Here is a 22,918-nt window from a genome sequence, read left to right as displayed (position 1 = left end):
CAGGAGCCGACCCGCTCGTGTACGTCAAGAGCCTCACCCTGAAGGGCTTCAAGTCCTTCGCCTCGGCGACCACGATGCGTCTCGAGCCGGGCATCACCTGCATCGTCGGCCCGAACGGCTCGGGCAAGTCCAACGTCGTCGACGCGCTCGCCTGGGTGATGGGTGAGCAGGGCGCCAAGAGCCTGCGCGGCGGCAAGATGGAGGACGTCATCTTCGCCGGTACGTCCGGCCGCGCGCCGCTGGGTCGCGCCGAGGTCGCGCTGACCATCGACAACTCCGACGGTGCCCTGCCGATCGACTACACCGAGGTCACGATCGCGCGGACGATGTTCCGCAACGGCGGCTCCGAGTACGCCATCAACGGCACGTCCTGCCGACTGCTCGACGTCCAGGAGCTGCTGTCCGACTCCGGCATCGGCCGCGAGATGCACGTCATCGTCGGCCAGGGCCAGCTCGACGCCGTGCTGCGCGCCACCCCCGAGGAGCGCCGCGGCTTCATCGAGGAGGCGGCTGGCGTCCTCAAGCACCGCAAGCGCAAGGAGAAGGCGCTCCGCAAGCTCGAGTCGATGGAGGCCAACCTCACCCGGGTCAACGACCTCACCGGTGAGATCCGCCGCCAGCTCGGCCCCCTGGGACGCCAGGCCGAGGCCGCTCGCAAGGCCGCCGTCATCCAGGCCGACGCCCGTGACGCCCGCCTGCGCCTGCTCGCCGACGACCTCGTCCAGCTGACCTCGACCCTCGAGCAGGAGGTCGCCGACGAGACCGCCTTGGTCGCCAAGCGCACCGAGGTCGAGGAGGGCCTGGCCACGCTGCGCAGCCGGCTCGCCACCCTCGAGCAGCAGGCCCAGGACGCCGCGCCGGAGCTGGCGAAGGCGCAGGAGCGCTGGTTCAGCCTGCAGCAGCTCCGCGACAAGCTCACCTCCACGGAGTCCCTGGCCGCCGAGCGCGTGCGCCTCCTCAGCCAGGACACCCACGACGAGCAGACCTCGGGCCGTGACCCCGAGGAGCTGCGCGCGCAGGCCGCCGAGGCGCGCAAGCAGGAAGAGGCCCTGCTCGCCGAGGTGCGCGAGGCCAAGGCCGAGCTCGAGGTCGCCGTCGCGGCCCGCGAGGCCGCCGAGCAGGCGTATGCCGCGGAGCAGCAGCGACTCCAGCGCCTCGCCCGCGCGGCCGCTGACCGGCGCGAGGGGTTGGCCAAGCTCGCCGGCCAGGTGGGTGCCCGCAGGAGCCGGCTCGAGGCCGGGGAGGCCGAGATCGGCCGCCTGCGCGGCGTCATCGAGCAGTCACTCCAGCGCGCCGCAGCGGCGGAGCAGGAGTTCCGGACCCTCGAGGCGTCGGTCGCCGTCGACGAGGAGGGCGAGGAGGGACTCGACTCCGCCTACGAGAAGGCCGCCGCCGTCCTCGAGCAGGTCGAGGCCGAGGTCGAGCAGCACCGTGAGGCCGAGCGCCTCGCCGAGCGCGACCGCACCAGTGGCACCGCGCGGCTCGAGGCCCTCGAGCTGAGCCTGTCCCGCAAGGACGGCGCCGCCACCCTGCTGGCCGCCGCCGACTCCCAGCACGGGATCGTCGGCTCGGTCGCGTCCCTGCTCCAGGTCAAGGGTGGCCACGAGGCAGCCATCGCCGCGGCGCTCGGCTGGGCCGGTGACGCGCTCGCCGTCGAGTCCGTCGACCACGCGGCTCGCGCGCTCACCACGCTGCGCGCCGAGGACGCGGGCCGGGCCTCCTTCCTCGTCGGGCAGACCGCCAGCTCCAGCGACCCGTCCACGTGGCCGGCCCTCGAGGGCTCGGCCGTCTGGGCCCGCGAGGTCGTCGAGGCTCCCGCCACGGTGCGACCGGCGGTGGAGCAGCTGCTCGACCGCGTGGCCCTCGTGTCAGACCCCGCCCTCGCAGCCGCCCTGGTCTCGCGCGGTGAGGGCATCACCGCGGTCACCACCGACGGTGACGTCTTCGCCCCCGGCTTCGTCCGTGGCGGCAGCAGCCACGCGCCCAGCCTCATCGAGATCCAGTCGGCCGTCGACGAGACCCGCGACCGCGTCGCCGACGCGACCCGGCGGGGTGAGCAGGCCCGCTTCGCGTTGACCGCCGCGCTGGAGCGCCACCGTGCGGCGAACGACGACGTCGAGGCCGCCCTCGAGCGGCTGCACGACTCCGACGCCAAGATGGCAGCCGTGGCCGAGCGCCTCGGTCACCTCGGGGCCACCGTGCGGTCCGCCAAGGCCGAGGCCGAGCGCACCGAGCGCACCATCGCCGATGCCACCGCTGCCCTCGAGAGTGACCGGGTCGAGCTGGCCGGACTCACCGAGCGCCTCGACGAGGCCAGCGCGGAACCGACCGAGTCGCAGGACCCGAACACCGACGAGCGAGACCGGCTGGAGCTCGAGGCGAGCCGTGGTCGCACGGCGGAGACCGAGCTGCGACTCACGTTGCGCACCAAGGAGGAGCGTGGGCGTGCCCTCAAGGGCCGGGCCGACTCGCTCGAGGGTGCGGCCCGCAACGAGCTCGCCGCGCGTCAGCGGCTCGCCGCCCGCCAGGAGCGGCGCAAGCGCGAGGCGACCGTGGCCGAAGCCGTGCGCCGGGGAGCGGCCTACGCCTCCACGCTGATCGCCGATGCCCTCGACACCGCGTCCCGCCAGCGCGCCAGCGCCGAGGCGGAGCGCTCGGAGCGCGACCAGGCCCTGACCCAGGTGCGCCGCGAGGTCTCGGTGCTGCAGGACGACCTGCGCGAGCTCACCGACACCGTCCACCGTGACGAGGTCGCGCGCACCCAGCAGCGGTTGCGCATCGAAGCCATGCAGGCCAAGGCCGTCGAGGAGCTGGGCATCGACCCCGATGCCCTGATGGAGGAGTTCGGCCCCCACCAGCTCGTCCCCTTCGTCGCCGGCCCTGACGACGACCCCGACACCCTGCCGGAGCCGGCGCCCTTCGTGCGCGAGGTCCAGGAGAAGCGGATGCGCAAGGCCGAGCGTGCCCTCGGCGCCCTCGGTCGCGTCAACCCGCTGGCCCTGGAGGAGTTCGCCGCGCTGGAGGAGCGCCACAAGTTCCTCACCGAGCAGCTCGAGGACCTCAAGAAGTCCAAGCGTGACCTGCTCGACATCGTCCGCGAGGTCGACGAGCGGGTCGAGCGCGTCTTCACCGAGGCGTTCCACGACACGGCCGCCCAGTTCGAGGGTGTCTTCAGCCGGCTCTTCCCCGGCGGCGAGGGCAAGCTCACCCTGACCGACCCCGCCAACATGCTCACCACGGGGATCGAGGTCGAGGCGCGCCCGCCCGGCAAGAAGATCAAGCGCCTCTCGCTGCTCTCCGGTGGCGAGCGGTCGCTCGTGGCGGTGGCCCTCCTGGTGTCGATCTTCAAGGCGCGGCCCAGCCCCTTCTACATCATGGACGAGGTCGAGGCGGCGCTCGACGACGCCAACCTGGGTCGACTGATCACCCTCTTCGAGGAGCTGCGCGACTCCAGCCAGCTGATCGTGATCACCCACCAGAAGCGCACCATGGAGGTGGCCGACGCCCTCTACGGCGTGTCGATGCGTGGTGACGGTGTGACCACTGTGGTTTCGCAGCGCATTCGGGACGTGGCTGCCCAGAGCGCGTAGCAGACCGGCGGTCGCGCGTCGATTTGAGCAAACGCGTCCGGGCAGGGCACCCTTGGAGGCATGGTCCCCCTCATCATCGGCATGCTCATCTGCGTCGCACTGGCCGTTGCGGTCGTCGCCGTGGTCGCGATCCCGGCGCGCCGTGAGGGTCGCGAGCTGCTCACGCCGCAGGGCGAGGAGATCATCGCCGTCGTCAAGGAGAAGACCGCGTCGACCCTCGAGACGACCGGTGAGGCGATCGTCACGGCGAAGGACAAGGTCGCTGACACCATCACCCCCGGAGACTCCGCCGACGACATGAGCGGTCGCCACCGCGCCAGCTGACGCGAAGCCCTGACGCTGCGCGTCGGGTAGTCCTCGGAGCCGCTTCCCAGTCCATGGGGGCGGCTCTCGTCGTCGGTGTCTGCGCAGGTCAGGCGTGGTACGTCCGATCCCACCCATGACATTTGTCATGGGTCAGTGACCCCGCTGGCGAGGATGCTGGGCGACGGCCCTGACCCGGGGCCCTTTTCAGAGGGAGTACCGCGGATGGCAACACCACTCACGTCCCGCACGCGTCGCATCATCGCGGCCGGCTGCGGCCTGGCCCTGGTCGTCGGCGGTTCCGCCGGCTTCCTGGGTCGGCACGAGCTGAACGAGGCCTGGCTGAAGTACCAATGGCGTGACCGGCACTACAACGCTGCCGTCATGGAGAAGGCCTTGATGATCGCCGGGGGCAACCCGACCGAGGCCCAGAACGAGTCCAAGGAGGCGGTGACGATCGCCGAGCAGTTCGCGCAGGCGCGCACCGCTCCCGGCATCGTCGCGCCCGGCGCGTATGGCAACGCCTTCACCCAGATCCAGGGCCTGACCCACTCGGCCGGCACCTGGAAGGAGGTCACCGGCGTCCCCTACAACGCCGATGACCCGCGCTACCGCGACTACTACTCCAACTCCTCCGGTGGCGCCGGCCACGTGACCGGACGGGTCACCGGACTGGCGGCCGACAGTGCCAACCACGTGTATGCCGCGGGCGCCGACGGCGGTGTCTGGCGCTCCTCCCAGGGCGGCGGCGCGTGGACGTCGATCGCCGACACCCTGCCCTCCCTGAGCGGCGGTGACCTCCAGCTCGCCGGTGACGGCTCGCTGTGGTTCGCGACCGGCGAGTCCAACACCGGTGCCACCTCGTTCGTGGGGGCCGGCGTCTACCGGCTCGGCAGCCCCACGTCGAGCGCGTTCGCCCCGACCGACCGGGTCGGTGGCAAGGAGCTCGAGTCCACCACCATCGGCCGGATCAGGTTCGGCGGCGGGGCGACCGTCTTCGCCGCGACCAACCGCGGCATCTGGTACCACGCGGCAGGCAGCAAGGCCGGGGCCTGGACCTTCGGCTTCGCGCCCAACCCCACGTGGATGCCCGAGATCAAGGACGACGCGGGCAACGTCCTCGTGCCGGCCGGGTCCAACTGGGGAGGCAACACCTCCTCGGGACCCACCGACGCGGCATACAAGAACATCGTCAACGACATCGCGGTCGACCCGAAGAACCCCAAGCACGTCGTGGCAGCCATCGGCTGGCGGTCGGGTGACACCTACAACGGGTTCTACGAGACCAACGACTTCACCGCCGGCCCGTCGAGCTGGCACAAGCTCTCGGTGACCCTCGGCAGCATCACCAACACCTCCGACGTGGGGTACACGACCTTCGCGTTCAGCAAGACCGGTGACCGGCTGTACGCCCTGGTTCAGCAGCCCAGCAAGATCAGCGGCTCGTCGTCGCTGGCGGGGATCTTCGAGTCGAAGACCGGCTCGCCCAAGGGCCCGTGGAACAAGATCGCCGACGCCGCGCAGCTGCACAACAGCGGATCGGCCTTGGACCGCAAGGGTTACGGCGTCGGCGTCCAGGCCTGGTACAACCAGTTCCTCACCGTCGACCCGGCCAACAGCAACCACGTGTGGGCCGGCCTGGAAGAGGTCTTCGAGACGAAGGACGCCGGGAGCCACTGGTCGGCGGTGTCGCCGTACTGGAACTTCTACTTCCCCTGCTGGAACATCGCCGACTCCAAGAACACCTGCCCGATGGCCGGCCACCCCGACCAGCACTCCGTGGCCGTCGGCAGCCGCAACGACACCCCCGTCGTGTTCTTCGGCAACGACGGCGGCGTCTACCGCCGCCCGGTGAACGGCACGGTCAACGCCAACGGGAACGCCACCGACCTCGAGTCCACCTCGACCGACGGCACCCTCGACGCGCTGCAGTACTACTCGGTCTCCGTCGGCAAGGAGACTGCCGGCAGCGGGGTGGTCGTCTCCGGTGGCCTGCAGGACAACGGAACGTCCAACCTGCGCAAGGTCGCCACGAACGGCACCAACGGCGACACCGAGATGGGTTCTGGCTTCGGCGGTGATGGTGGTGACAGTGCCGCCGACCCGCGCCAGGGCTGCAACCAGCTGCAGGAGTACGTCTACCTGGCGGTCAAGGTCACGAACAACTGCGCCACGAACCCCGGCGCCCTGAGCGAGGCCGCGGCGACCAGCTGGTCGCTCGACCCCGGTGACCCCAACCCCCGGTTCATCGCGCCGGTCGGGCTCGATGGCGCCGACCCGGACACCGCCATCTTCGGCGGCCAGTTCGTCTACACCGTCCCGAAGGTGTGGGCCGCTCGCGACGCCTCGGCCGTGAAGAAGGTCTTCGACCTCGGCGCCGGCCACCAGGCCACGGCGGTCTCGATGCAGGGTGGCACCGCATACGTGTCGTGGTGCGGGCCGTGCAACAACAACGGTTTCGCTCGTGGCATCGCGACCAACGCGGGCGGGACGTGGCACCAGCTGACGCTGTCCTCGACCTTCCCGAACCGGTTCGTGCAGGGCCTGACCGTCGACCCGACCAACACCCAGCACGCGTATGCCGCCATCAACGGCTTCTCGCGCCGGTTCACCGAGGGTCCGGGCGCCGGGGTCGGCCACCTCTACGAGACCACGGATGGCGGAGCCAGCTGGACCGACACGAGCGGCAACCTGCCGGACGTGCCGGCGAGCTCCGTCAAGCAGCTGGGCAACGGGGGAGTGGTCCTCGGCACCGACCTGACCACCTTCTACCGGGCCAAGGGCGCGACGACGTGGCAGGTGCTCGGCACCGGCCTCCCGCTGACGGTGGTCATGGACCTTGAGTCCGCGCCGGACGGCAACCTCTACGCCGCCACCCACGGCCGGGGTATCTGGAGCATCCCGGCTCCGCGGTAGCGGGGCCACGAGAGTCGAGGTGGGCGTACCCGGATCGCGGGTGCGCCCACCTCGAATCGTGTCGCGGGGCGGTGATGGGGGAGGATGGCGCGCGTGATCGATCAGCTGTGGGAATGGATTGCCGTCATCGTCGGGCTCCTCGTCATCCTCGGCGGGGTGCTGCTCGGACTCGTGCGTGGCCGCGCAGGCCGCACCAAGTCAGCGCCCTCACCGACCCCGACTCGCGACCGCGACGTGCTGCCCGGCGTGGGCGACGACGCCGAACCGCCGCGCGACGCCCCCAAGCGGTCGATCGAGGACGCCGGCTCGGTCGACACCCTCCCCACCCCGGTCGACGAGACCCTCCCGTCCCCGACTCCGGCGACCACGCTCGACCGCCCTGACGCTCCCGCCGGTCGCCTCCAGCGGCTGCGGGCCCGGCTGGCGCGGTCGAACACCGCCCTCGGCCAGGGGCTGCTCGCCCTGCTGTCCCGCGGTCACCTCGACGAGGAGGCCTGGGAAGAGGTCGAGGACACCCTCATCGCCTCCGACCTCGGCGTCGAGGCCAGCACCGAGCTCGTCGAGTCGCTGCGCGCCCGCGTGAAGATCGAGGGCACGACCGACGAGTCGACCGTGCGCGGCTGGCTCCGTGAGGACCTGCTGCGGCTCGTCGACCCCACCCTCGACCGCACCGTCGTCAGCTCCCGCGTCGACGGGCGCCCGGCTGTCGTCATGGTCGTCGGCGTCAACGGCACCGGCAAGACCACGACGGTCGGCAAGCTGGCGCGGGTGCTCGTCGCCGAGGACAAGGACGTCGTGCTCGGCGCCGCCGACACCTTCCGTGCGGCGGCCGCCGACCAGCTCGAGACCTGGGGGGCTCGCGTCGGCGTGCCGACCGTGCGCTCCGACCGTGACGGCGCGGACCCCGCAGCCGTGGCGTTCGACGCCGTGAAGGCGGGCGCGGAGCTCGAGGCCGACGTGGTGCTCATCGACACCGCCGGACGGCTGCACAACAAGGTCGGCCTCATGGACGAGCTGCGCAAGGTCAAGCGCGTCATCGAGAAGCAGAGCCCGATCGACGAGGTGCTCCTGGTGCTCGACGCCACCACCGGTCAGAACGGCCTGCGTCAGGCCGAGGTCTTCGCCGAGGTCGTCGACGTCACCGGCATCGTGCTGACCAAGCTCGACGGCACGGCCAAGGGCGGCATCGTGGTCTCGGTGCAGCGCAAGCTCGGGGTGCCGGTCAAGCTCGTGGGCCTGGGCGAGGGTCCGGACGACCTCGCGCCGTTCGACCCCGAGGCCTTCGTCGACGCGCTCCTTGCCTGACCTTCGCAGGCTCGTGACCGCGGTGCTCGCCGCGGCTGCGGTGGGTATGCCGTGTGCCACCGCCCCGGCGGCCGCCGCCGGTGCAGGACAGGTGGACTTCCGGTTCGAGGACGCCCGGATCAGCGAGTCGTCGGGCCTGGCCCTCAGTGTCCGCCACCCGCACACGGTCTGGACCGTCAACGACTCCGGCGACACCGCCCGGGTCTTCGCCGTCGACACCCGCACCGGCGCGACGGTCGGGGTGCACACCTTCGACGCCACGGTGCGTGACGTCGAAGCCCTGGCGCTCACGCCCCAGGGGCGGATGCTGGTGGCCGACATCGGTGACAACGGCGCCTCCCGCGACGTGGTGAGGGTCTTCTGGTTCGACGAGCCGAAGCTGGGCAGGACCTCTGGCCCGCGTGGGGGACCGGCCTCGTGGGAGCTCCGCTACCCCGACGGACCGCACGACGCGGAGGCGATCGCGGTCGACCCGCGGTCGGGTCGCGTGGTGGTCGTCACCAAGGGTCGACCGGGCAGCGTCTACGCCCTCCCGACCTCCCCCAGCCGTCAGGGGGTCAACCGCCTGACCCGCGTCGGGTCGGCGCCCTCGACCGTGACCGACGCCGTCTACCTCCCCGACGGCTCCGCGCTCGCCGTCCGGACCTACACCTCGCTCCACCTGCTCGACCCGCGCACGTTGACCGAGCAGCTCACCGCGCTGCTCCCGCTCCAGCCGCAGGGGGAGACCCTGGCCGTCGCGCCGGGCGGGACCGGTGTGCTGGTCGGCAGCGAGGGCCGGGGCTCCCGCGTCCAGGAGATCGCCCTGCCGCAGCCGACCACCTCGACCGGCACCGCCACGGCTACTCCCACGACCTCGTCGCCCAACTCGTCCACCGCTCCGTCGACCGTCCCCACCACGCCCGCGCCGACCCCTGGCCACGGCGCTGGTGACGACGACGGCGCACCGCTGGTCGTCAACCGCGGGGAGCTGGTCGCCGGGCTCGGTGCCAGTGCGGGGCTCGTGCTGATCGCGCTCCTCGTCGTCCGGCTCTCGCGCCGGCACCGACGGTGAGCGGTCGCCGGGCGCCACGCGCCGAAGAGCCACTGGTCGAGGAGCCCATGGTCGAGGAGCTGATGGTCGAGGAGCTGATGGTCGAGGAGCTGATGGTCGAGGAGGCGTTGAGCGGGGGCAACACCGGGGTGGTGGTCCGGGTCGGCGACACGGTCCGCCGGCAGGCCGGGCACTGGACCCCGGCAGTGCACGCGCTGCTCGACCACCTCGAGTCCGTCGGCTTCGATGCCGCGCCCCGCGCCCTCGGCACCGACGCGCAGGGCCGCGAGGTCGCGGCATACCTCCCCGGGCAGGCGGGGACGCTGGGGCCGGACGTGCTGGCCCCGGAGTTCCGGACCGTCGAGGCGTGCCGCGCCATCGGAGCCTGGCTGCGCGCCTTCCACGATGCACAGGCGGGGTTCGAGCCCGACCCGGCCCTGCCGTGGCGCGTCGTGCCCGGGCGCGCCCTGGCCGCCGGGGAGGTGGTGGTGCACCACGACGTGGGCACCTACAACACCGTGCTGCGACCTGACGGCTCGTTCGCCGTCATCGACTTCGACTTCGCCGCGCCCGGACAACCCGTGGAGGACATCGCGTACGTGCTCTGGTCCTGGACACCGCTGTGGCACGACGAGGCAGCGGTGGGCCGCGAGATGGGCGGGGTGTCGCTGTCGGAGCGGCTGCACAAGTGCGCGGCGGTGCTCGACGGGTATGCCGCCGACGCGGCCCTGCGCGCGCAGGTGCCTGACGCGGTGCTGCGCCGCATGACGCAGCAATCGCGCACCCTGGAAGACCTTGCGGCGCAAGGGGATCCGGCGTTCGTGCGGATGGTCGCCGAAGGGCACGCCGAGCGGCCCCGGCTCGACGCCGAGTGGTTCGGGCAGCGGCGCGACCTGTTCGAGGCCGCGATCACCTGACCCTGTGGGTCCTCGTCGGCTCGGTCCACCGGGCGAGCAGCGAGAACCTCATCACGCTTGCCGACCGGGTCCACCGTCTACGACGCGCCACCATGGGGCCCCCTGCGGGCTGGGTGACTGTCGGGGGTCGTGGCTAGCGTGACTCCATGGCTCCGACACACCACACCATCGACTACATCGAGCTCGCGGCGCCCGACCTCGGCGCCGCGCGCGACTTCTACTCCGCCGCCTTCGGCTGGGAGTTCAACGACTACGGCGGCGAGTACGCCGGCATCGTCGCCCCGGGAGGGGAGGGCGAGGTCGGGGGGCTGAACCCCGAGGGACGCCCTGGCCCCGGCGGTGCCCTGGTCCTGCTCTATTCCGACGACCTCGACTCGACCGTCACCCGGGTCCGTGCGGCCGGGGGCACGATCGCGCGCGAGCCCTATGAGTTCCCCGGCGGACGGAGGTTCTTCTTCCGTGACCCCGCCGGCAATGAGCTCGGGGTGTGGGCGACCGCCTGAGCCTGGTCCGGTCGCCGCCTCGGCCGTCGGGTCGGCCGGACGGCCACCCCGATGGCCTAGCCTGAGCGGGTGGAAACGGGGGTGGACCGACTCGGTCGGGCAGCGAAGACGTGGCGAGCGGCTGTCGTCCTCGGCCTCACCGTCGTGTTCTGCGCGGGGTCCCTCGTCGGTGACGACCACTGGTGGCCGTTCAGCCCGTGGCGGATGTTCTCGACCTCGCAGGCGGCCACCGGCTCGGTCTGGTCGACCGGCATCGAGGTGCAGACCGCTGACGCACCGGGGCAGTGGGTGCGTGCCCCGCTGACCCCGGAAAACGTCGGGCTGAACCGGGCCGAGGTCGAGGGACGCATCCCACAGATCGAGGCCGACCCGTCCCGGCTCGGCACGCTCGCACGCAGCCATGCCGAGCTGCGCCCCACCTCCGCGGAGTGGACCGCCCTGCGGGTCGTGCGCCGACTCATCGTCGTGGTCGACCGCAAGCCCACCGGCGAGGTGCGCACCGAGGTGCTCGCCCAGTGGCAGGCGCCGTGAGCACCGGAGGGTCGGTCGGGACGCCCGCGAACGACGTGACCGGGCTGGGGCGACGCCTCGGTCGACGGATCTCGGGCTGGCTGTTCGCCCCCATGCCGTTGTCGCGGGTCGCGGCCCTGCGCGTGCTCGTCTTCGCCTTCGTCATCATCGACGTCGTCCTCCTGCACACCTCCGGCTGGTACCACGGCTACGCCGACCCGGTCTGGTACGAGCCACTGGTCCTGGGCAGGGTGCTGCACCTGCCCGCGGCGTCGGTGCTGCTCGTGCAGCTCCTCAAGTGGGGCTGCGTCGTCGCCGCCCTGGCGGCGATGACCGGTCGCGCACCACGGGTGCTCGGGTGGGCGGTGGCCGTCGGCTGGGTCTGGTACCAGTACGTCGCGTTCTCCTACGGCAAGGTCGACCACGACCGGGCCGACTTCGTCGTGGCCCTCGCCCTGCTGCCGACGGTCGGGCTGGCGCACCTGTCCGACCAGCGGCGCAATGAAGCGGCCGGCTTCGCCCTGCGTGCGGTCCAGCTCGCCGCCGTGGCGACCTACTTCCTCTCCGCGTGGGCCAAAGTCCGCTTCGGTGGCTGGGACTGGGTCAACTCCGCGACCATGGTCCGGGCCGTCGTCCGGCGCGGGACGCCGATGGCCCAGTGGCTGCTCGACGTGCCGTGGACCCTGCACTGGTTCCAGTGGGTGCTGATGGGGGCCGAGCTCACCTCGCCGGTGATCTTCCTGCTGTCCGAGAAGTGGCGACGCCGTGCCGTGGGTGGCTGGTTCATCTTCCACGCCATGACCTACGGCGCCATCACCATCGCCTTCTGGCCCCACCTCGTGATGATGCTCGCCTTCCTCCCCCTCGAGCGGTATGCCGCGTGGCTCCGCGAGCGGTTCGCTCGCCTCCGTGGCGGCCCACCGCCCACGGCACCCGAGGGGTCGCCTCCCGCGCCCCCTCCCGAACCCGTGGACGCGGACCGCTCGAGCCGTGACCCCGTCGGTGCCGCCGGTTAGGGTCGTCCCGTGAGCCGAGCCGAGCACGTCGCCGCCTTCCTCTCCGCCGTCGACCTGAGCGTCGACCTGGCCGCGCGGCCCGAGGTGCGCGAGGCCTGGGGTCGCGAGAGCGCGTGTGCGGGCATGACCGTGGGAGGTCTCGCCCACCACCTGCTCAAGCAGACCGGCAACACCGTGACAGGGCTGCGCGCTGCGCCGGTCGCGGCTGGTGACGACGCCCCGCTGATCGGGCTGCAGGAGCACTACGCCCGGGCCGCGTGGGTGGAGGCCGCCCCGGACGACGACGTCAACGTGTCGATTCGTGAGGGCGACAACGAGGCGGCGGGCGTCGGTCCCGACGTCGTGCTCGAGCTCGGTCGCGAGTGGGCCGCGGAGCTGCCCGGGCTGCTCGGTGCGCCGCGCCGGCCCGACACGATCTTCATCGCGTGGCAGGGCTGGTCGCTGTCCACCGAGGACTTCCTCACCACGCGGATGATGGAGATGGTGGTGCACGGCGACGACCTGGCCGCGAGCGTCGGGGTCGACACCCCGACCTACCCCGACGACGTGGTCCGGCCGGTGCTGGGCCTGCTCACCGGGGTCGCCGTGCGGCGACACGGGCAGACCGCCGTGGTCCGCGGCCTGAGCCGCCCGCAGCGGGCGCCCGGCTCGATCTCGGCCTTCTGACGCGAGGGCACCACGCGGCATACCTCGTCGGTCGTCGCGCTATCGTCGGCGCCGTGCAGCCAGACCAAGAGCACCTGCCCGCGGCCGTGGTGGCGGAGGCCGCGGCGCCCCTTCCGGACGACGTCGCGGGCTACCACGACGCCCTCCTCGCGGCGGCCGACGCGCACGACCCGATCCGGATGGACCACCTCGTGCACGGCTGGGCGCAGGCCCGCGCCGAGCTGCTGCCGGTCACCGACCCGGCCGAGCTGACCATGCAGGCCGTGCTCGACCGACGCCTCGGGCAGATCCTGTTCGGGGCCGGTCATCCCGCGGCGGCGCAGGTCCTGAGCGACGCCCTGGGTGCTGCGGTACTCGCCGACGACGAGGTCGAGACCCTGCGCTGCCACGTCGCGCTGGTGCCGGTGGAGGTGCTGCTGGGCGACACCGACGCGCTCGCGGCCGGGCGCGGCTACGTCGAGCAGCTGCAGGCCCTGGGCGAGCCGGCTCACGCCGCCGGCGGACTGATGGGGCTGGCGCAGGTCGCACCCCCGGAGGAAGGGCCGGTGCTCGTGTTGCGGGCCTCGCACCTCTACGAGCAGGCGGGTGATGGCGGCTGGGCTGCCGAGGCGGCCGTGCTCGCGGCGCGGGCCCTGGCTGCGGCGGGCGACCCGCGGGCCGACGACGCCCTCGACCGGGCTCGTCGACTCGTCCATGCCCTGGCGACCGTCGAGCTGCGCGTGGCGCTGGCCGAGGTCGAGGCGATCGTGCTGTGGCAGCGCGGCGACTCGAAGACCGCGGCGACCCTGCTCGGGGAGGCCATCGGGGCGTCCGAGCGCACCGGCCGGCCGGTCGCGCCCGACCTGCAGATCCTGCTCTGCGACATCCTCGTGGAGAGCCGGCAGTGGGAGGCGCTTCGTGCCCCGGCCGGTGCGCTGGTCCGGTTCGGGGAGCTCGTGGAGGACGACGAGCTGACCTCCCTGGGCCGGCGGTACCTCGCGCGGGCAGCAACTCCCACCATGTGAGACCGGCTGCGGTCCGAAACCTGATCCTTACCGAGGTGAGGATCCGCTAACACGGCTGTAACAAACCCCGGCACGCCCTGAAACGCCCGCCGGTCAGAGTTCTGGCCATGACTCCAGCTCTTCTGCCAGCGGCAGACCCCACGATCAACGAGGCCGCGACCGCCTTCATGCTCGTCGCCGCCTCGATGGTCCTGCTCATGACCCCCGGTCTCGCGCTCTTCTACGGCGGAATGACGCGAGCCAAGTCCGTCCTCAACATGATCATGATGTCGTTCGGCGCCCTCGGCGTCGTCGGTGTCATCTACGTGTTGTGGGGCTACTCCATGTCCTTCGGCAACCTGCAGGACGGCACCGGCGACGTCGGTGGCCTGTTCACCAACCCCTTCCACCTGTTCGGCCTCAAGAACGTCATCGGTGAGGATGGCTCGCGCCTGATCGACGTCTTCGGCGTCGACGTGTTCATCCCCGAGACCGTGTTCGTCGGGTTCCAGCTCACCTTCGCCGTCATCACGGTCGCGCTGATCAGCGGTGCCGTCGCCGACCGCGTGAAGTTCTCCACCTGGCTCGTCTTCTCCGGAGTCTGGGCGACCATCGTCTACTTCCCGATCTCCCACATGGTGTGGGGCGGTGGCGTCCTCTCCGGCGCCGAGGGCGGCCTGTCCGCGAAGATCTTCGGCGCGACCGACGGGGTCGCCAACGTGCTCCCGATCGACTTCGCCGGTGGCACGGTGGTGCACATCAACGCCGGTATCGCCGGCTTGGTGCTGGCGCTGATCGTCGGCAAGCGGCTCGGCTTCGGCTCGCAGGCGATGCGTCCGCACAACGTGCCGGTCGTCATGCTCGGCGCCGGACTGCTGTGGTTCGGCTGGTTCGGGTTCAACGCGGGCTCCGAGCTCGCCGCGGACGGCCTGGCCTCGACGGTCTGGCTCAACACCACCGCCGCCACCTGTGCCGCCATGCTCGGCTGGCTGCTCGTGGAGAAGATCCGTGACGGCCACGCCACGTCGGTCGGTGGCGCCTCGGGCGTCGTCGCCGGACTGGTCGCCATCACCCCCGCCTGTGGCGCGCTGTCGCCCGTCGGCTCCCTGATCCTCGGTGTGGTCGCCGGTGGCCTGTCCGCCCTGGCCGTCGGCCTGAAGTACCGCTTCGGCTACGACGACAGCCTCGACGTGGTCGGTGTCCACCTGGTCGCCGGTCTCTGGGGCACCATCGGTGCGGGTCTGCTCGCCACCGGGTCCGGCCTGTTCTACGGCGGTGGTGCCAAGCAGCTCGTGGTCCAGATCCTCATCGCCTTCGCCTCCCTGCTCATCAGTGGCATCCTGACCGCGGTGATCGCACTGGCCCTGAAGTACACGATGGGTTGGAGGGTCACCGAGGACGTCGAGTCCGACGGCATCGACCAGAGCGAGCACGGTGAGTCCGCCTACGAGCTCACCGGGCTCACCTCGGGCCGGTTCAGCACCGCGTCAGCTGTCACGACGTCGTCCGCCAAGCCTGCCAAGACCCATGAGGGAGCGTCCGCATGAAGCTCGTGACCGCGATCATCAAGCCCCACCAGCTCGACGAGGTGAAGGAGGCCCTCGAGGCCTACGGAATCTCCGGCATGACCGTCAGCGAGGCGTCCGGCTACGGTCGGCAGCGTGGCCACAGCGAGGTCTACCGCGGCGCCGAGTACACCGTCGACTTCGTGCCGAAGGTGCGGGTCGAGGTCCTCGTGGACGACATCGACGCCACCTCCGTGGCCGACGTCATCCTCAAGGCCGCCCAGACCGGCCGGATCGGCGACGGCAAGATCTGGACCGTCCCGGTCGAGGACGTCGTCCGGGTCCGCACCGGAGAGCGTGGCGTCGACGCCCTCTGACCGACCAGCTGCACCGACGGTGCCCGGGACCGCGCGCGCGATCCCGGGCACTGTCGCGTCCCCACGGCAGGCCCACCACCACGACTTCTGGCCACGGGTGTGGCACCGAGGGCCGGAAACCGGGGTGCGATGGAGCGCCAGTGGCCAGGAGTGCGAGTCGCCTCGACCGCTCGTGGTCACACGCGAACCGCCCCGACCCGGCACAAACACCCGTAGACGTCTAACACGCGCGTAACACGGGGGCTCACATTCGGAAACGTCGAGAGGGCACGGTGGTGGAGTGACGATCGAGGAGACCGACCTGGCGGCCCGCCGCCTGGACCTGGCGGGGGCGAGGGGCTTCGACGCCCCCGGAGCAGGGCCGACCCGCCGCGACGCCATCGCCAGCCTGACCCGCGACTGGCTCTCCCAGGTGTGGACGCAGGCCCTGGACGGCAAGCCCACCGACGGCATCGCGTTGGCCTCCGTCGGCAGCCTGGCCCGCGGTGACGCCGGCCCCCTCAGCGACGTGGACCTGGTGCTCCTGCACTACGGTCGCTCGCTCAGCGGCGACGACCTGAGGGGCCTGGCCGACCGCGTCTGGTACCCCGTCTGGGACGCCGGCGTGAAGCTCGACCACGCCGTCCGCACGGTGAACCAGTGCCGCACCGTGGCCTCGGGCGACCTGGCGGCAGCCGTGGGGCTGCTCGACCTGCAGTGCGTCGCGGGCGACCCCGAGGTGGTGGCCGCCGCACGCTCGACCGTCTCGCACGACTGGCGCGCGAACGCCCGTCGCCGGCTGCCGCAGCTGGTGGACAGCCTCAAGGCGAGGCACTCCCGGCACGGCGAGCTGGCCCAGAGCCTCGAACCCGACCTCAAGGACGCCCACGGCGGGCTCCGGGACATGACGGTGCTGAACGCCCTCGTGGCGGCGTGGCTGACCGACCGCCCGCACGTCGGGGTCGACGAGGCGCACCAGACGCTGCTCGACGTGCGCGACGCCGTGCACGTGGTCACCGGCCGGGGTCGCGACCGGCTGACCCGCGAGGACCACGACGCCGTCTCCGCGCTCCTGGGCCACACCGACTCCGACGAGCTGATGACGTCAGTGGCCGATGCCGGTCGCACGATCGCCTACGCGCTCGACGGCACGGTCCGCCGCGCCGGGCAGTCGCAGCGGGCCCGCACCCTGAGGGTCGGTCCGCGCCGCCCGCAGCTGAACCCCCTGGGCTTCGGCATGTTCGAGCACGACGGCGAGGTCGTCCTCGGCCCGCGCAGCACCCTGTCCACCGACGCACTGCTGCCCCTGCGCGCCGCCGTGGTCGCCGCACGGGCCAACCTGCCGATCGCCCCGACCACGCTGGCCAACCTGGCCGGACAGGCCCCCACCCTGAGTGAGCCGTGGCCGGAGATCGCGCGCGACCTCTTCGCCGACCTGCTGGCCACCGGCCCCGGGCTCATCGGGGTCTGGGAAGGCCTCGACCAGGCCGGCATCATCGACCGGTGGCTGCCGGAGTGGGCAGCGGTGCGTTCCCGGCCGCAGCGCAGCGCGGTGCACCGCCACACCGTCGACCGCCACCTCATCGAGACCGTCGTCCTGGCCGGGGGACTGGTGCGCAGCGTCACCCGCGCCGACCTGCTGCTGCTCGCCGCGCTGCTCCACGACATCGGCAAGATCCGGGGGGCGCACGACCACTCATCGACGGGCGCGCCGTTGGCCAAGGCGATCGCCACCCGCCTGGGCTACCCCGCCGCTGACGTCGAGGTCGTCACGACCCTGGTGCGCGAGCACCTCACCCTCATCGACCTCGCCACCCGCCGCGACCACCAGGACGCCGGCACGGTCACGGCCGCGCGCGCCGCCGTGGGCGGGTCGCGCGAGGTGTTCGACCTGCTCGTCGCGCTCACCGAGGCCGACGCGAGCGCCGCCGGGCCGGCGGCCTGGACCGACTGGCGAGCGACCTTGTTGAGCCAGCTCGCAGAGGCCGCCCGCAAGGGCTGGGAGGAAGGCGCCGTGCCACCGCCGGCCGAGACCGCGACCGTCGACGAGGACGACCTGCGCTCCGTGGCCGCAGGCGACCCTCGGGTCATCGTCCGGCCGCAGGGTGGGTGCTACCGCATCGACGTCTTCGACCGCGACCGGCTGGGACTGTTCGCCGACACCGCAGGGCTGCTCGCTGCATACGGGCTGGTGGTCCGCACCGCGATCCTGCGCACGATCGACGGGGTGGCCGCCAACGAGTGGCACGTCGAGAGCCCGAGCGGTGAGCCGCCGCACGAGGAGCGCATCGTCCGCGGCCTCGAGCGGCTGGCCCAGGGTGACCGGGCCCCGCTAGGCCTGCTCGAACGCCGCCGCCAGTTCGCCGCCCGCCCGAGTGCCGAGTCCGGCACCGGGTCGCCCGGCCAGGCCCGTGCGCTCGTGGTGCCCCACGCATCCGAGGAGGCCACCGTCATCGAGGTGCGCGCCCAGGACCGTCCCGGCCTGCTGCACGAGCTCGGCATGGGGTTCGCCAAGGCCGGCCTCTCGGTGCGCTCCGCGCACATCGCCACGTATGCCGGCCAGACGCTGGACACGTTCTACGTCACCGAGTTCGGTGGTCGCCTCCTGTCGCCGGCCAAGGTCGCGCAGACGGTGGCCATGGTGATCGACACCTGCGACGGAGCCACGCCCTCCTAGACGCCCCAGGTCGTGCGTCTGACGCGGCCCCCTGACACGTGTCAGGCGCGCGACCTGGGGTCGATTAACCTTGGGCGCGTGTTCACCTCACTCTCCGACCGCCTGACAGCCACCTTCAAGAACCTTCGGGGCAAGGGGCGGCTGTCCGAGTCCGACGTCAACGCGACGGTTCGCGACATCCGGCTCGCGCTGCTCGACGCCGACGTCTCGCTGCCGGTCGTGAAGAAGTTCACCTCCGCGGTGCGCGAGCGCGCCCTCGGGGCCGAGGTGTCCGGTGCGCTCAACCCGGCGCAGCAGGTCGTGAAGATCGTCAACGAGGAGCTCGTCGGCATCCTCGGCGGCGCGACTCGGACGATCCAGTTCGCCAAGAACCCACCCACGGTGATCATGCTGGCCGGTTTGCAGGGTGCCGGTAAGACCACGCTTGCGGGCAAGCTCGCCCGGTGGCTCAAGGAGCAGGGCCACACCCCGATCCTCGTGGCCGCCGACCTCCAGCGCCCCAACGCCGTGACCCAGCTCGAGGTCGTCGGTGAGCGGGCCGGCGTGCCCGTGTTCGCCCCCGAGCGCGGCAACGTCGGCGGTCACGACGCCGTCGGCCCGACGGGGGAGGGGACGCGGTCCTTCGGCGACCCGGTCTCGGTCTCGCGAGCCGGAATCGAGCAGGCCCGCCGCGCCCAGCACGACGTCGTCATCGTCGACACCGCCGGCCGCCTCGCCGTCGACGCGAACCTCATGCAGCAGGCCGCCGACATCCGCGCCGCCATCTCGCCCGACGAGGTGCTGTTCGTCATCGACGCGATGATCGGCCAGGCCGCGGTCGACACCGCCCTGGCGTTCCAGGAAGGCGTCGACTTCACCGGTGTCGTCCTGTCCAAGCTCGACGGCGACGCCCGCGGTGGCGCGGCGCTCTCGGTCGCCTCCGTCACCGGGCGCCCGATCATGTTCGCCAGCACCGGCGAGGGTGTGAAGGACTTCGAGGTCTTCCACCCCGACCGGATGGCCTCGCGCATCCTCGACATGGGCGACGTGCTCACCCTCATCGAGCAGGCCGAGAAGGCCTTCGACGCCAGCCACGCGCAGGAGATGCAGCGCAAGTTCCTCGCCGAGGAGGACTTCACCTTCGACGACTTCCTGCAGCAGATGTCGGCGCTCAAGAAGATGGGCGGCATGAAGGCGATGCTCGGCATGATGCCGGGCATGGGCCAGATGAAGGCCCAGCTCGACAACCTCGACCCGCGCGAGTTCGACCGCATCGAGGCCATGGTGCGGTCGATGACGCCGTTCGAGCGCACCCACTCCAAGCAGATCAACGGCTCGCGCCGACTGCGCATCGCCAAGGGCTCGGGCGTCGAGGTGTCCGAGGTCAACGCGCTGCTCGAGCGCTTCACCGAGGCCCAGAAGATGATGAAGCAGCTCGCCCGTGGTGGCGGCATCCCGGGGATGCCCGGCCTGCCGGGCATGGGCGGCGGCAAGAAGGGCCGCCAGCAGCAGCCCCAGCGCAAGAAGTCCAAGTCCGGCAACCCCGCCAAGCGGGCCGCCGAGGAGCGGGCGGCTGCCGAGAAGGCGTCGTCGGCCAAGACCGGTGGCGGTGGCTCCGCTTTCGGCGCGCAGGCCGGGGACGGCGGCATACCGGCTGACCTCGACCCCAACCAGCTGCCCGCGGGCTTCGAGAAGTTCCTCGGCAGGTGAGCCCGGCAGCACGGCTGCACACCCTGTCGGTCGGCACGGCCGGTCCGCGAATCGCCTTCCTGCACGGGCTTTTCGGGCAGGGCCGCAACTGGTCACAGATCGCCAAGGCGCTCGCGGGCCCCGACGGCACCGGTGCGCGCAGCACCTTGGTCGACCTCCCGGACCACGGCCGGTCACCGTGGTCGCAGGAGTTCTCCTTCGAGGGGTATGCCGCGGCCGTCGCCGACACCCTGCGCGGCATCGACGCCGAGACGCCCTGGGTCGTCGTGGGTCACTCGCTGGGCGGCAAGACCGCCATGCTGCTCGCCCTCCAGCACCCGGAGCTGGTGTCGCGGCTGGTCGTCGTCGACATCGCACCGAAGAGCTACGGCAGCCTGGAGCGGTTCAGCGGCTACATCGAGGAGATGCAGCGGCTCCCGCTCGCCGAGCTGACCAACCGGGTCGACGCCGAGGCGCGGTTCGAGGAGCCGAACGCCGGGGTCAAGGCGTTCCTCCTCCAGAACCTGCGCCGGGACCGCGACTCGTGGCGGTGGCAGGCCAACCTCGAGCTGTTCGCTGCCGACGCGGCGAAGGGGACCGACTCGGTGATCGCCGCGTGGCCCGACGTCGCCGCTCGGCTCCAGCCCTACCCGGGTCCGGTCCTGTGGGTCGCCGGGTCGGACTCGACCTACATCACGGACGAGGACCTGCCCGCAATGCGTGCGCTGTTCCCGAAGGTGCGGCAGCTGACGGTGAAGGGCGCCACGCACTGGGTGCACACAGACGCCCCGGAGATCGTCGTCGAGGCGCTGCGCCGGTTCGCCCACACCGGTCAGCGCTAGAGCACGAACCCGGCTCGCGCGGCATACCCAGCCAAGCCACACTCGGGTCATGACCGGACTCGAAGAGGCGATCGCGCCGAGCCCCGTGGCGGCGTTGTTCGACGCCGTCGCCGACGACTACGACCAGACGGGCGTCGACTTCTTCGCCCCGATCGCCGATGGGTTGGTCGCCGAGCTCGACCCGCAGCCCGGTGAGTCGTGTGTCGACCTCGGGTGCGGGCGCGGCGCCGTGACACTCGGCCTGGCCGAGCGGGTGCTGCCCGAGGGCTCCGTCGTGGGCCTGGACGTCAGCAGGGGCATGCTCGCGCACGCCCGCGAGCTGGTGGCGTCCCGGGGCTTCGACGTCGACCTCCGGGTCGGGGACGCGGCCGACCCGTCGCTGCCGCGCGGTGCCTTCGACGTGGTGGCGTCGTCGCTCGTGCTGTTCTTCCTGCCCGACCCTCCCGCTGCGCTGGCCCGCTGGGTCGAGCTGCTCGCTCCGGGGGGTCGGATCGGGATCGCCACCTTCGGCGACCCGGACCCGGTCTGGGACGCCGTCGACAAGGAGTTCGGGCCGTGGGTGCCGCCGATGATGAAGGACCCGCGGGTCGTCGGCCCGGACAGCCCGTTCACCTCCGACGCGGGCATGGAGGAGATGCTGAGGAACGCGGGTGCTGTCGACGTGCGGACCGGTGGGTTCCGGCTGGAGGTCCGGTTCGGCGACGTCGGCGGGTGGGAGCGGTTCTCGAGGTCGACGGGCCAGCGCGCCGTGTGGGCCCGGATGTCCGAGGACGAGGTTGCCGGAGTCGTGGCGAGGGCTGGAGAGCACCTCGAGAACGCGTGCGACGAGAACGGGAGCGTCGTGGTGTGGCAGGACATCCGCTACACCCTCGGGGTCGCTCCCTAGCGTCGGTCCCTCTAGGGTCGGCGCATGGCATCGGTGCTGCACCTGCAGGGTGAGGTCCTGGTCGGGCCCGAGGACGTGCGACCCGAGGCATGGGTGGTCGGTGGCCGGCTCACCTTCGAGCGCCCCACCGCGCCGGACGGCGACGTGGAGACGCTGCGCGGTTTCGTCCTCCCCGGTCTGGTCGACGCGCACTGCCACGTCGGCCTGGACGCCCACGGGGCAGTCGACGACGCGACCGCCGAGGCGCAGGCGCTCGCCGACCGAGAGGCAGGCACGCTGCTGATCCGTGACGCGGGGTCGCCCGCTGACACCCGGTGGATCGACCAGCGTGACGACCTGCCGAAGGTGATCCGGGCCGGTCGGCACATCGCCCGCACCCGCCGGTACATCCGCAACTTCGCCCACGAGATCGAGCCCGACCAGCTGGTGGAGCGGGTGCGGCTCGAGGCCCGCGCCGGCGACGGCTGGGTCAAGCTGGTGGGGGACTGGATCGACCGGGACGCCGGCGACCTCACGCCGTGCTGGCCGGTCGACGTCCTGACCGACGCCATCGAGGCGGCCCACGAGGAGGGGGCCCGGGTCACCGCGCACTGCTTCGGTGAGGCGTCGCTCTACGACTTCGCCGCGGCCGGCACCGACTGCATCGAGCACGCGACCGGGCTCGAGGCGGAGACGATCGCCCAGTTCGCGGAGCAGCAGATCGCGATCGTGCCGACCCTGGTCAACATCGCGACCTTCCCCGCGCTCGTGGAGCCGGCCAGGGAGAAGTTCCCCGACTACCACCGACGGATGAACGCCCTGCACGACCGCCGTTACGCGACGATCGGCGCGGCCCGTGACGCCGGCATACCGATCTATCTCGGCACCGACGCGGGTGGCTCGCTGCGGCACGGTCTGGTCGCCGACGAGGCCCTCGAGCTCACCAAGGCCGGCCTGTCCGCCGACGAGGCGTTGTATGCCGCGACGTGGGGTGCGCGCGAATGGCTGGGCCGCCCCGGGCTGGACGAGGGGGCCGACGCCGACCTCGTGGTCTATGGCGCAGACCCCCGGCGCGAGATCCGCGCTCTCGCCGCGCCCGAGCACATCGTGCTGCGCGGCGTCACCCTCTGATCTAGTCCCCCCCTTTATCGGGTCTAGGGAGAAAGGTGTCCTTCACCCCGGAACGGTTCCCGGGTGAAGGCCACCTTTGTCCCATGACCCGATAAAGGTGAGGCGCGGGGGAGGGCGGACGCGGCCTACCTC

General features: G+C 71.9%; 18 protein-coding genes. All 18 read left to right on the top strand.

Annotated features, from left to right (window positions below; all coding sequences use genetic code 11):
- Positions 1–17: 17 nt before the first annotated feature.
- The 18 genes from smc to ACXJKD_RS05085 all read left to right on the top strand — a co-directional run bounded on the left by smc (position 18) and on the right by ACXJKD_RS05085 (position 22,786).
- On the top strand, positions 18–3,590 hold the full coding sequence (smc, locus tag ACXJKD_RS05170; protein ID WP_457253361.1) for a chromosome segregation protein SMC: 3,573 nt from the start codon (positions 18–20) through the stop codon (positions 3,588–3,590).
- Between the two features lie 60 nt (positions 3,591–3,650).
- Entirely contained in the window at positions 3,651–3,914 is a 264-nt protein-coding gene (locus ACXJKD_RS05165) for a hypothetical protein (protein ID WP_457253360.1), read from the top strand.
- 204 nt (positions 3,915–4,118) lie between these two features.
- Positions 4,119–6,809, top strand: coding sequence for a WD40/YVTN/BNR-like repeat-containing protein (locus ACXJKD_RS05160; protein WP_457253359.1), 2,691 nt, complete (start codon positions 4,119–4,121; stop codon positions 6,807–6,809).
- Between the two features lie 84 nt (positions 6,810–6,893).
- Complete coding sequence (gene ftsY, locus ACXJKD_RS05155; protein ID WP_457253357.1) at positions 6,894–8,114, top strand: signal recognition particle-docking protein FtsY; 1,221 nt, start codon at positions 6,894–6,896, stop codon at positions 8,112–8,114.
- A complete protein-coding gene (locus tag ACXJKD_RS05150) occupies positions 8,107–9,168 on the top strand; it encodes a hypothetical protein (protein ID WP_457253356.1) in 1,062 nt (353 codons plus the stop codon). Before ftsY ends, ACXJKD_RS05150 begins: the two co-directional genes overlap by 8 nt.
- 47 nt (positions 9,169–9,215) lie before the next feature.
- On the top strand, positions 9,216–10,064 hold the full coding sequence (locus ACXJKD_RS05145; protein WP_457253355.1) for a phosphotransferase: 849 nt from the start codon (positions 9,216–9,218) through the stop codon (positions 10,062–10,064).
- A 146-nt stretch (positions 10,065–10,210) separates the two neighbouring features.
- The gene (locus tag ACXJKD_RS05140; RefSeq protein ID WP_457253354.1) at positions 10,211–10,567 is read left to right on the top strand and encodes a VOC family protein; all 357 of its coding nucleotides are present in this window, start codon (positions 10,211–10,213) and stop codon (positions 10,565–10,567) included.
- Between the two features lie 69 nt (positions 10,568–10,636).
- Positions 10,637–11,098, top strand: coding sequence for a hypothetical protein (locus ACXJKD_RS05135; protein WP_457253353.1), 462 nt, complete (start codon positions 10,637–10,639; stop codon positions 11,096–11,098).
- Entirely contained in the window at positions 11,095–12,093 is a 999-nt protein-coding gene (locus ACXJKD_RS05130) for a hypothetical protein (RefSeq protein ID WP_457253352.1), read from the top strand. The genes ACXJKD_RS05135 and ACXJKD_RS05130 overlap by 4 nt, the downstream gene beginning before the upstream one ends.
- A gap of 9 nt (positions 12,094–12,102) precedes the next feature.
- Positions 12,103–12,759, top strand: a complete 657-nt coding sequence (locus ACXJKD_RS05125) for a maleylpyruvate isomerase N-terminal domain-containing protein (protein ID WP_457253351.1) — start codon at positions 12,103–12,105, stop codon at positions 12,757–12,759.
- 53 nt (positions 12,760–12,812) lie between these two features.
- The gene (locus tag ACXJKD_RS05120) at positions 12,813–13,763 is read left to right on the top strand and encodes a hypothetical protein (protein ID WP_457253350.1); all 951 of its coding nucleotides are present in this window, start codon (positions 12,813–12,815) and stop codon (positions 13,761–13,763) included.
- Between the two features lie 107 nt (positions 13,764–13,870).
- Positions 13,871–15,289 carry an ammonium transporter gene (locus ACXJKD_RS05115; protein ID WP_457253349.1) on the top strand — a complete coding sequence of 473 codons (1,419 nt, stop codon included), beginning with the start codon at positions 13,871–13,873 and terminating at the stop codon, positions 15,287–15,289.
- The gene (locus ACXJKD_RS05110; protein WP_056922536.1) at positions 15,286–15,624 is read left to right on the top strand and encodes a P-II family nitrogen regulator; all 339 of its coding nucleotides are present in this window, start codon (positions 15,286–15,288) and stop codon (positions 15,622–15,624) included. Before ACXJKD_RS05115 ends, ACXJKD_RS05110 begins: the two co-directional genes overlap by 4 nt.
- 280 nt (positions 15,625–15,904) lie before the next feature.
- Positions 15,905–18,280, top strand: coding sequence for a [protein-PII] uridylyltransferase (locus ACXJKD_RS05105; protein ID WP_457253348.1), 2,376 nt, complete (start codon positions 15,905–15,907; stop codon positions 18,278–18,280).
- A gap of 78 nt (positions 18,281–18,358) precedes the next feature.
- Complete coding sequence (gene ffh / locus ACXJKD_RS05100) at positions 18,359–19,969, top strand: signal recognition particle protein (protein WP_457253347.1); 1,611 nt, start codon at positions 18,359–18,361, stop codon at positions 19,967–19,969.
- On the top strand, positions 19,966–20,790 hold the full coding sequence (locus ACXJKD_RS05095; RefSeq protein WP_457253346.1) for an alpha/beta fold hydrolase: 825 nt from the start codon (positions 19,966–19,968) through the stop codon (positions 20,788–20,790). Before ffh ends, ACXJKD_RS05095 begins: the two co-directional genes overlap by 4 nt.
- Positions 20,791–20,839: 49 nt before the next feature.
- Entirely contained in the window at positions 20,840–21,676 is an 837-nt protein-coding gene (locus ACXJKD_RS05090; protein WP_457253345.1) for a class I SAM-dependent methyltransferase, read from the top strand.
- Positions 21,677–21,700: 24 nt separating this feature from the next.
- Complete coding sequence (locus tag ACXJKD_RS05085; protein ID WP_457253344.1) at positions 21,701–22,786, top strand: amidohydrolase family protein; 1,086 nt, start codon at positions 21,701–21,703, stop codon at positions 22,784–22,786.
- Positions 22,787–22,918 lie beyond the last annotated feature (132 nt).

Source organism: Pedococcus sp. P5_B7 (genome assembly GCF_054049895.1).
This window is presented reverse-complemented; position numbering and strand designations above follow the sequence as displayed.

Excerpts from the sequence above, each read along its gene's own strand:
- ACXJKD_RS05145 (WP_457253355.1), top strand. The coding sequence starts at position 9,216 with ATGGTCGAGGAGCTGATGGTCGAGGAGCTGATGGTCGAGGAGCTGATG.
- ACXJKD_RS05110 (WP_056922536.1), top strand. The coding sequence starts at position 15,286 with ATGAAGCTCGTGACCGCGATCATCAAGCCCCACCAGCTCGACGAGGTG.
- ACXJKD_RS05165 (WP_457253360.1), top strand. The coding sequence starts at position 3,651 with ATGGTCCCCCTCATCATCGGCATGCTCATCTGCGTCGCACTGGCCGTT.
- ACXJKD_RS05140 (WP_457253354.1), top strand. The coding sequence starts at position 10,211 with ATGGCTCCGACACACCACACCATCGACTACATCGAGCTCGCGGCGCCC.
- ACXJKD_RS05160 (WP_457253359.1), top strand. The coding sequence starts at position 4,119 with ATGGCAACACCACTCACGTCCCGCACGCGTCGCATCATCGCGGCCGGC.
- ACXJKD_RS05090 (WP_457253345.1), top strand. The coding sequence starts at position 20,840 with ATGACCGGACTCGAAGAGGCGATCGCGCCGAGCCCCGTGGCGGCGTTG.
- ACXJKD_RS05085 (WP_457253344.1), top strand. The coding sequence starts at position 21,701 with ATGGCATCGGTGCTGCACCTGCAGGGTGAGGTCCTGGTCGGGCCCGAG.
- ftsY (WP_457253357.1), top strand. The coding sequence starts at position 6,894 with ATGGCGCGCGTGATCGATCAGCTGTGGGAATGGATTGCCGTCATCGTC.
- ACXJKD_RS05115 (WP_457253349.1), top strand. The coding sequence starts at position 13,871 with ATGACTCCAGCTCTTCTGCCAGCGGCAGACCCCACGATCAACGAGGCC.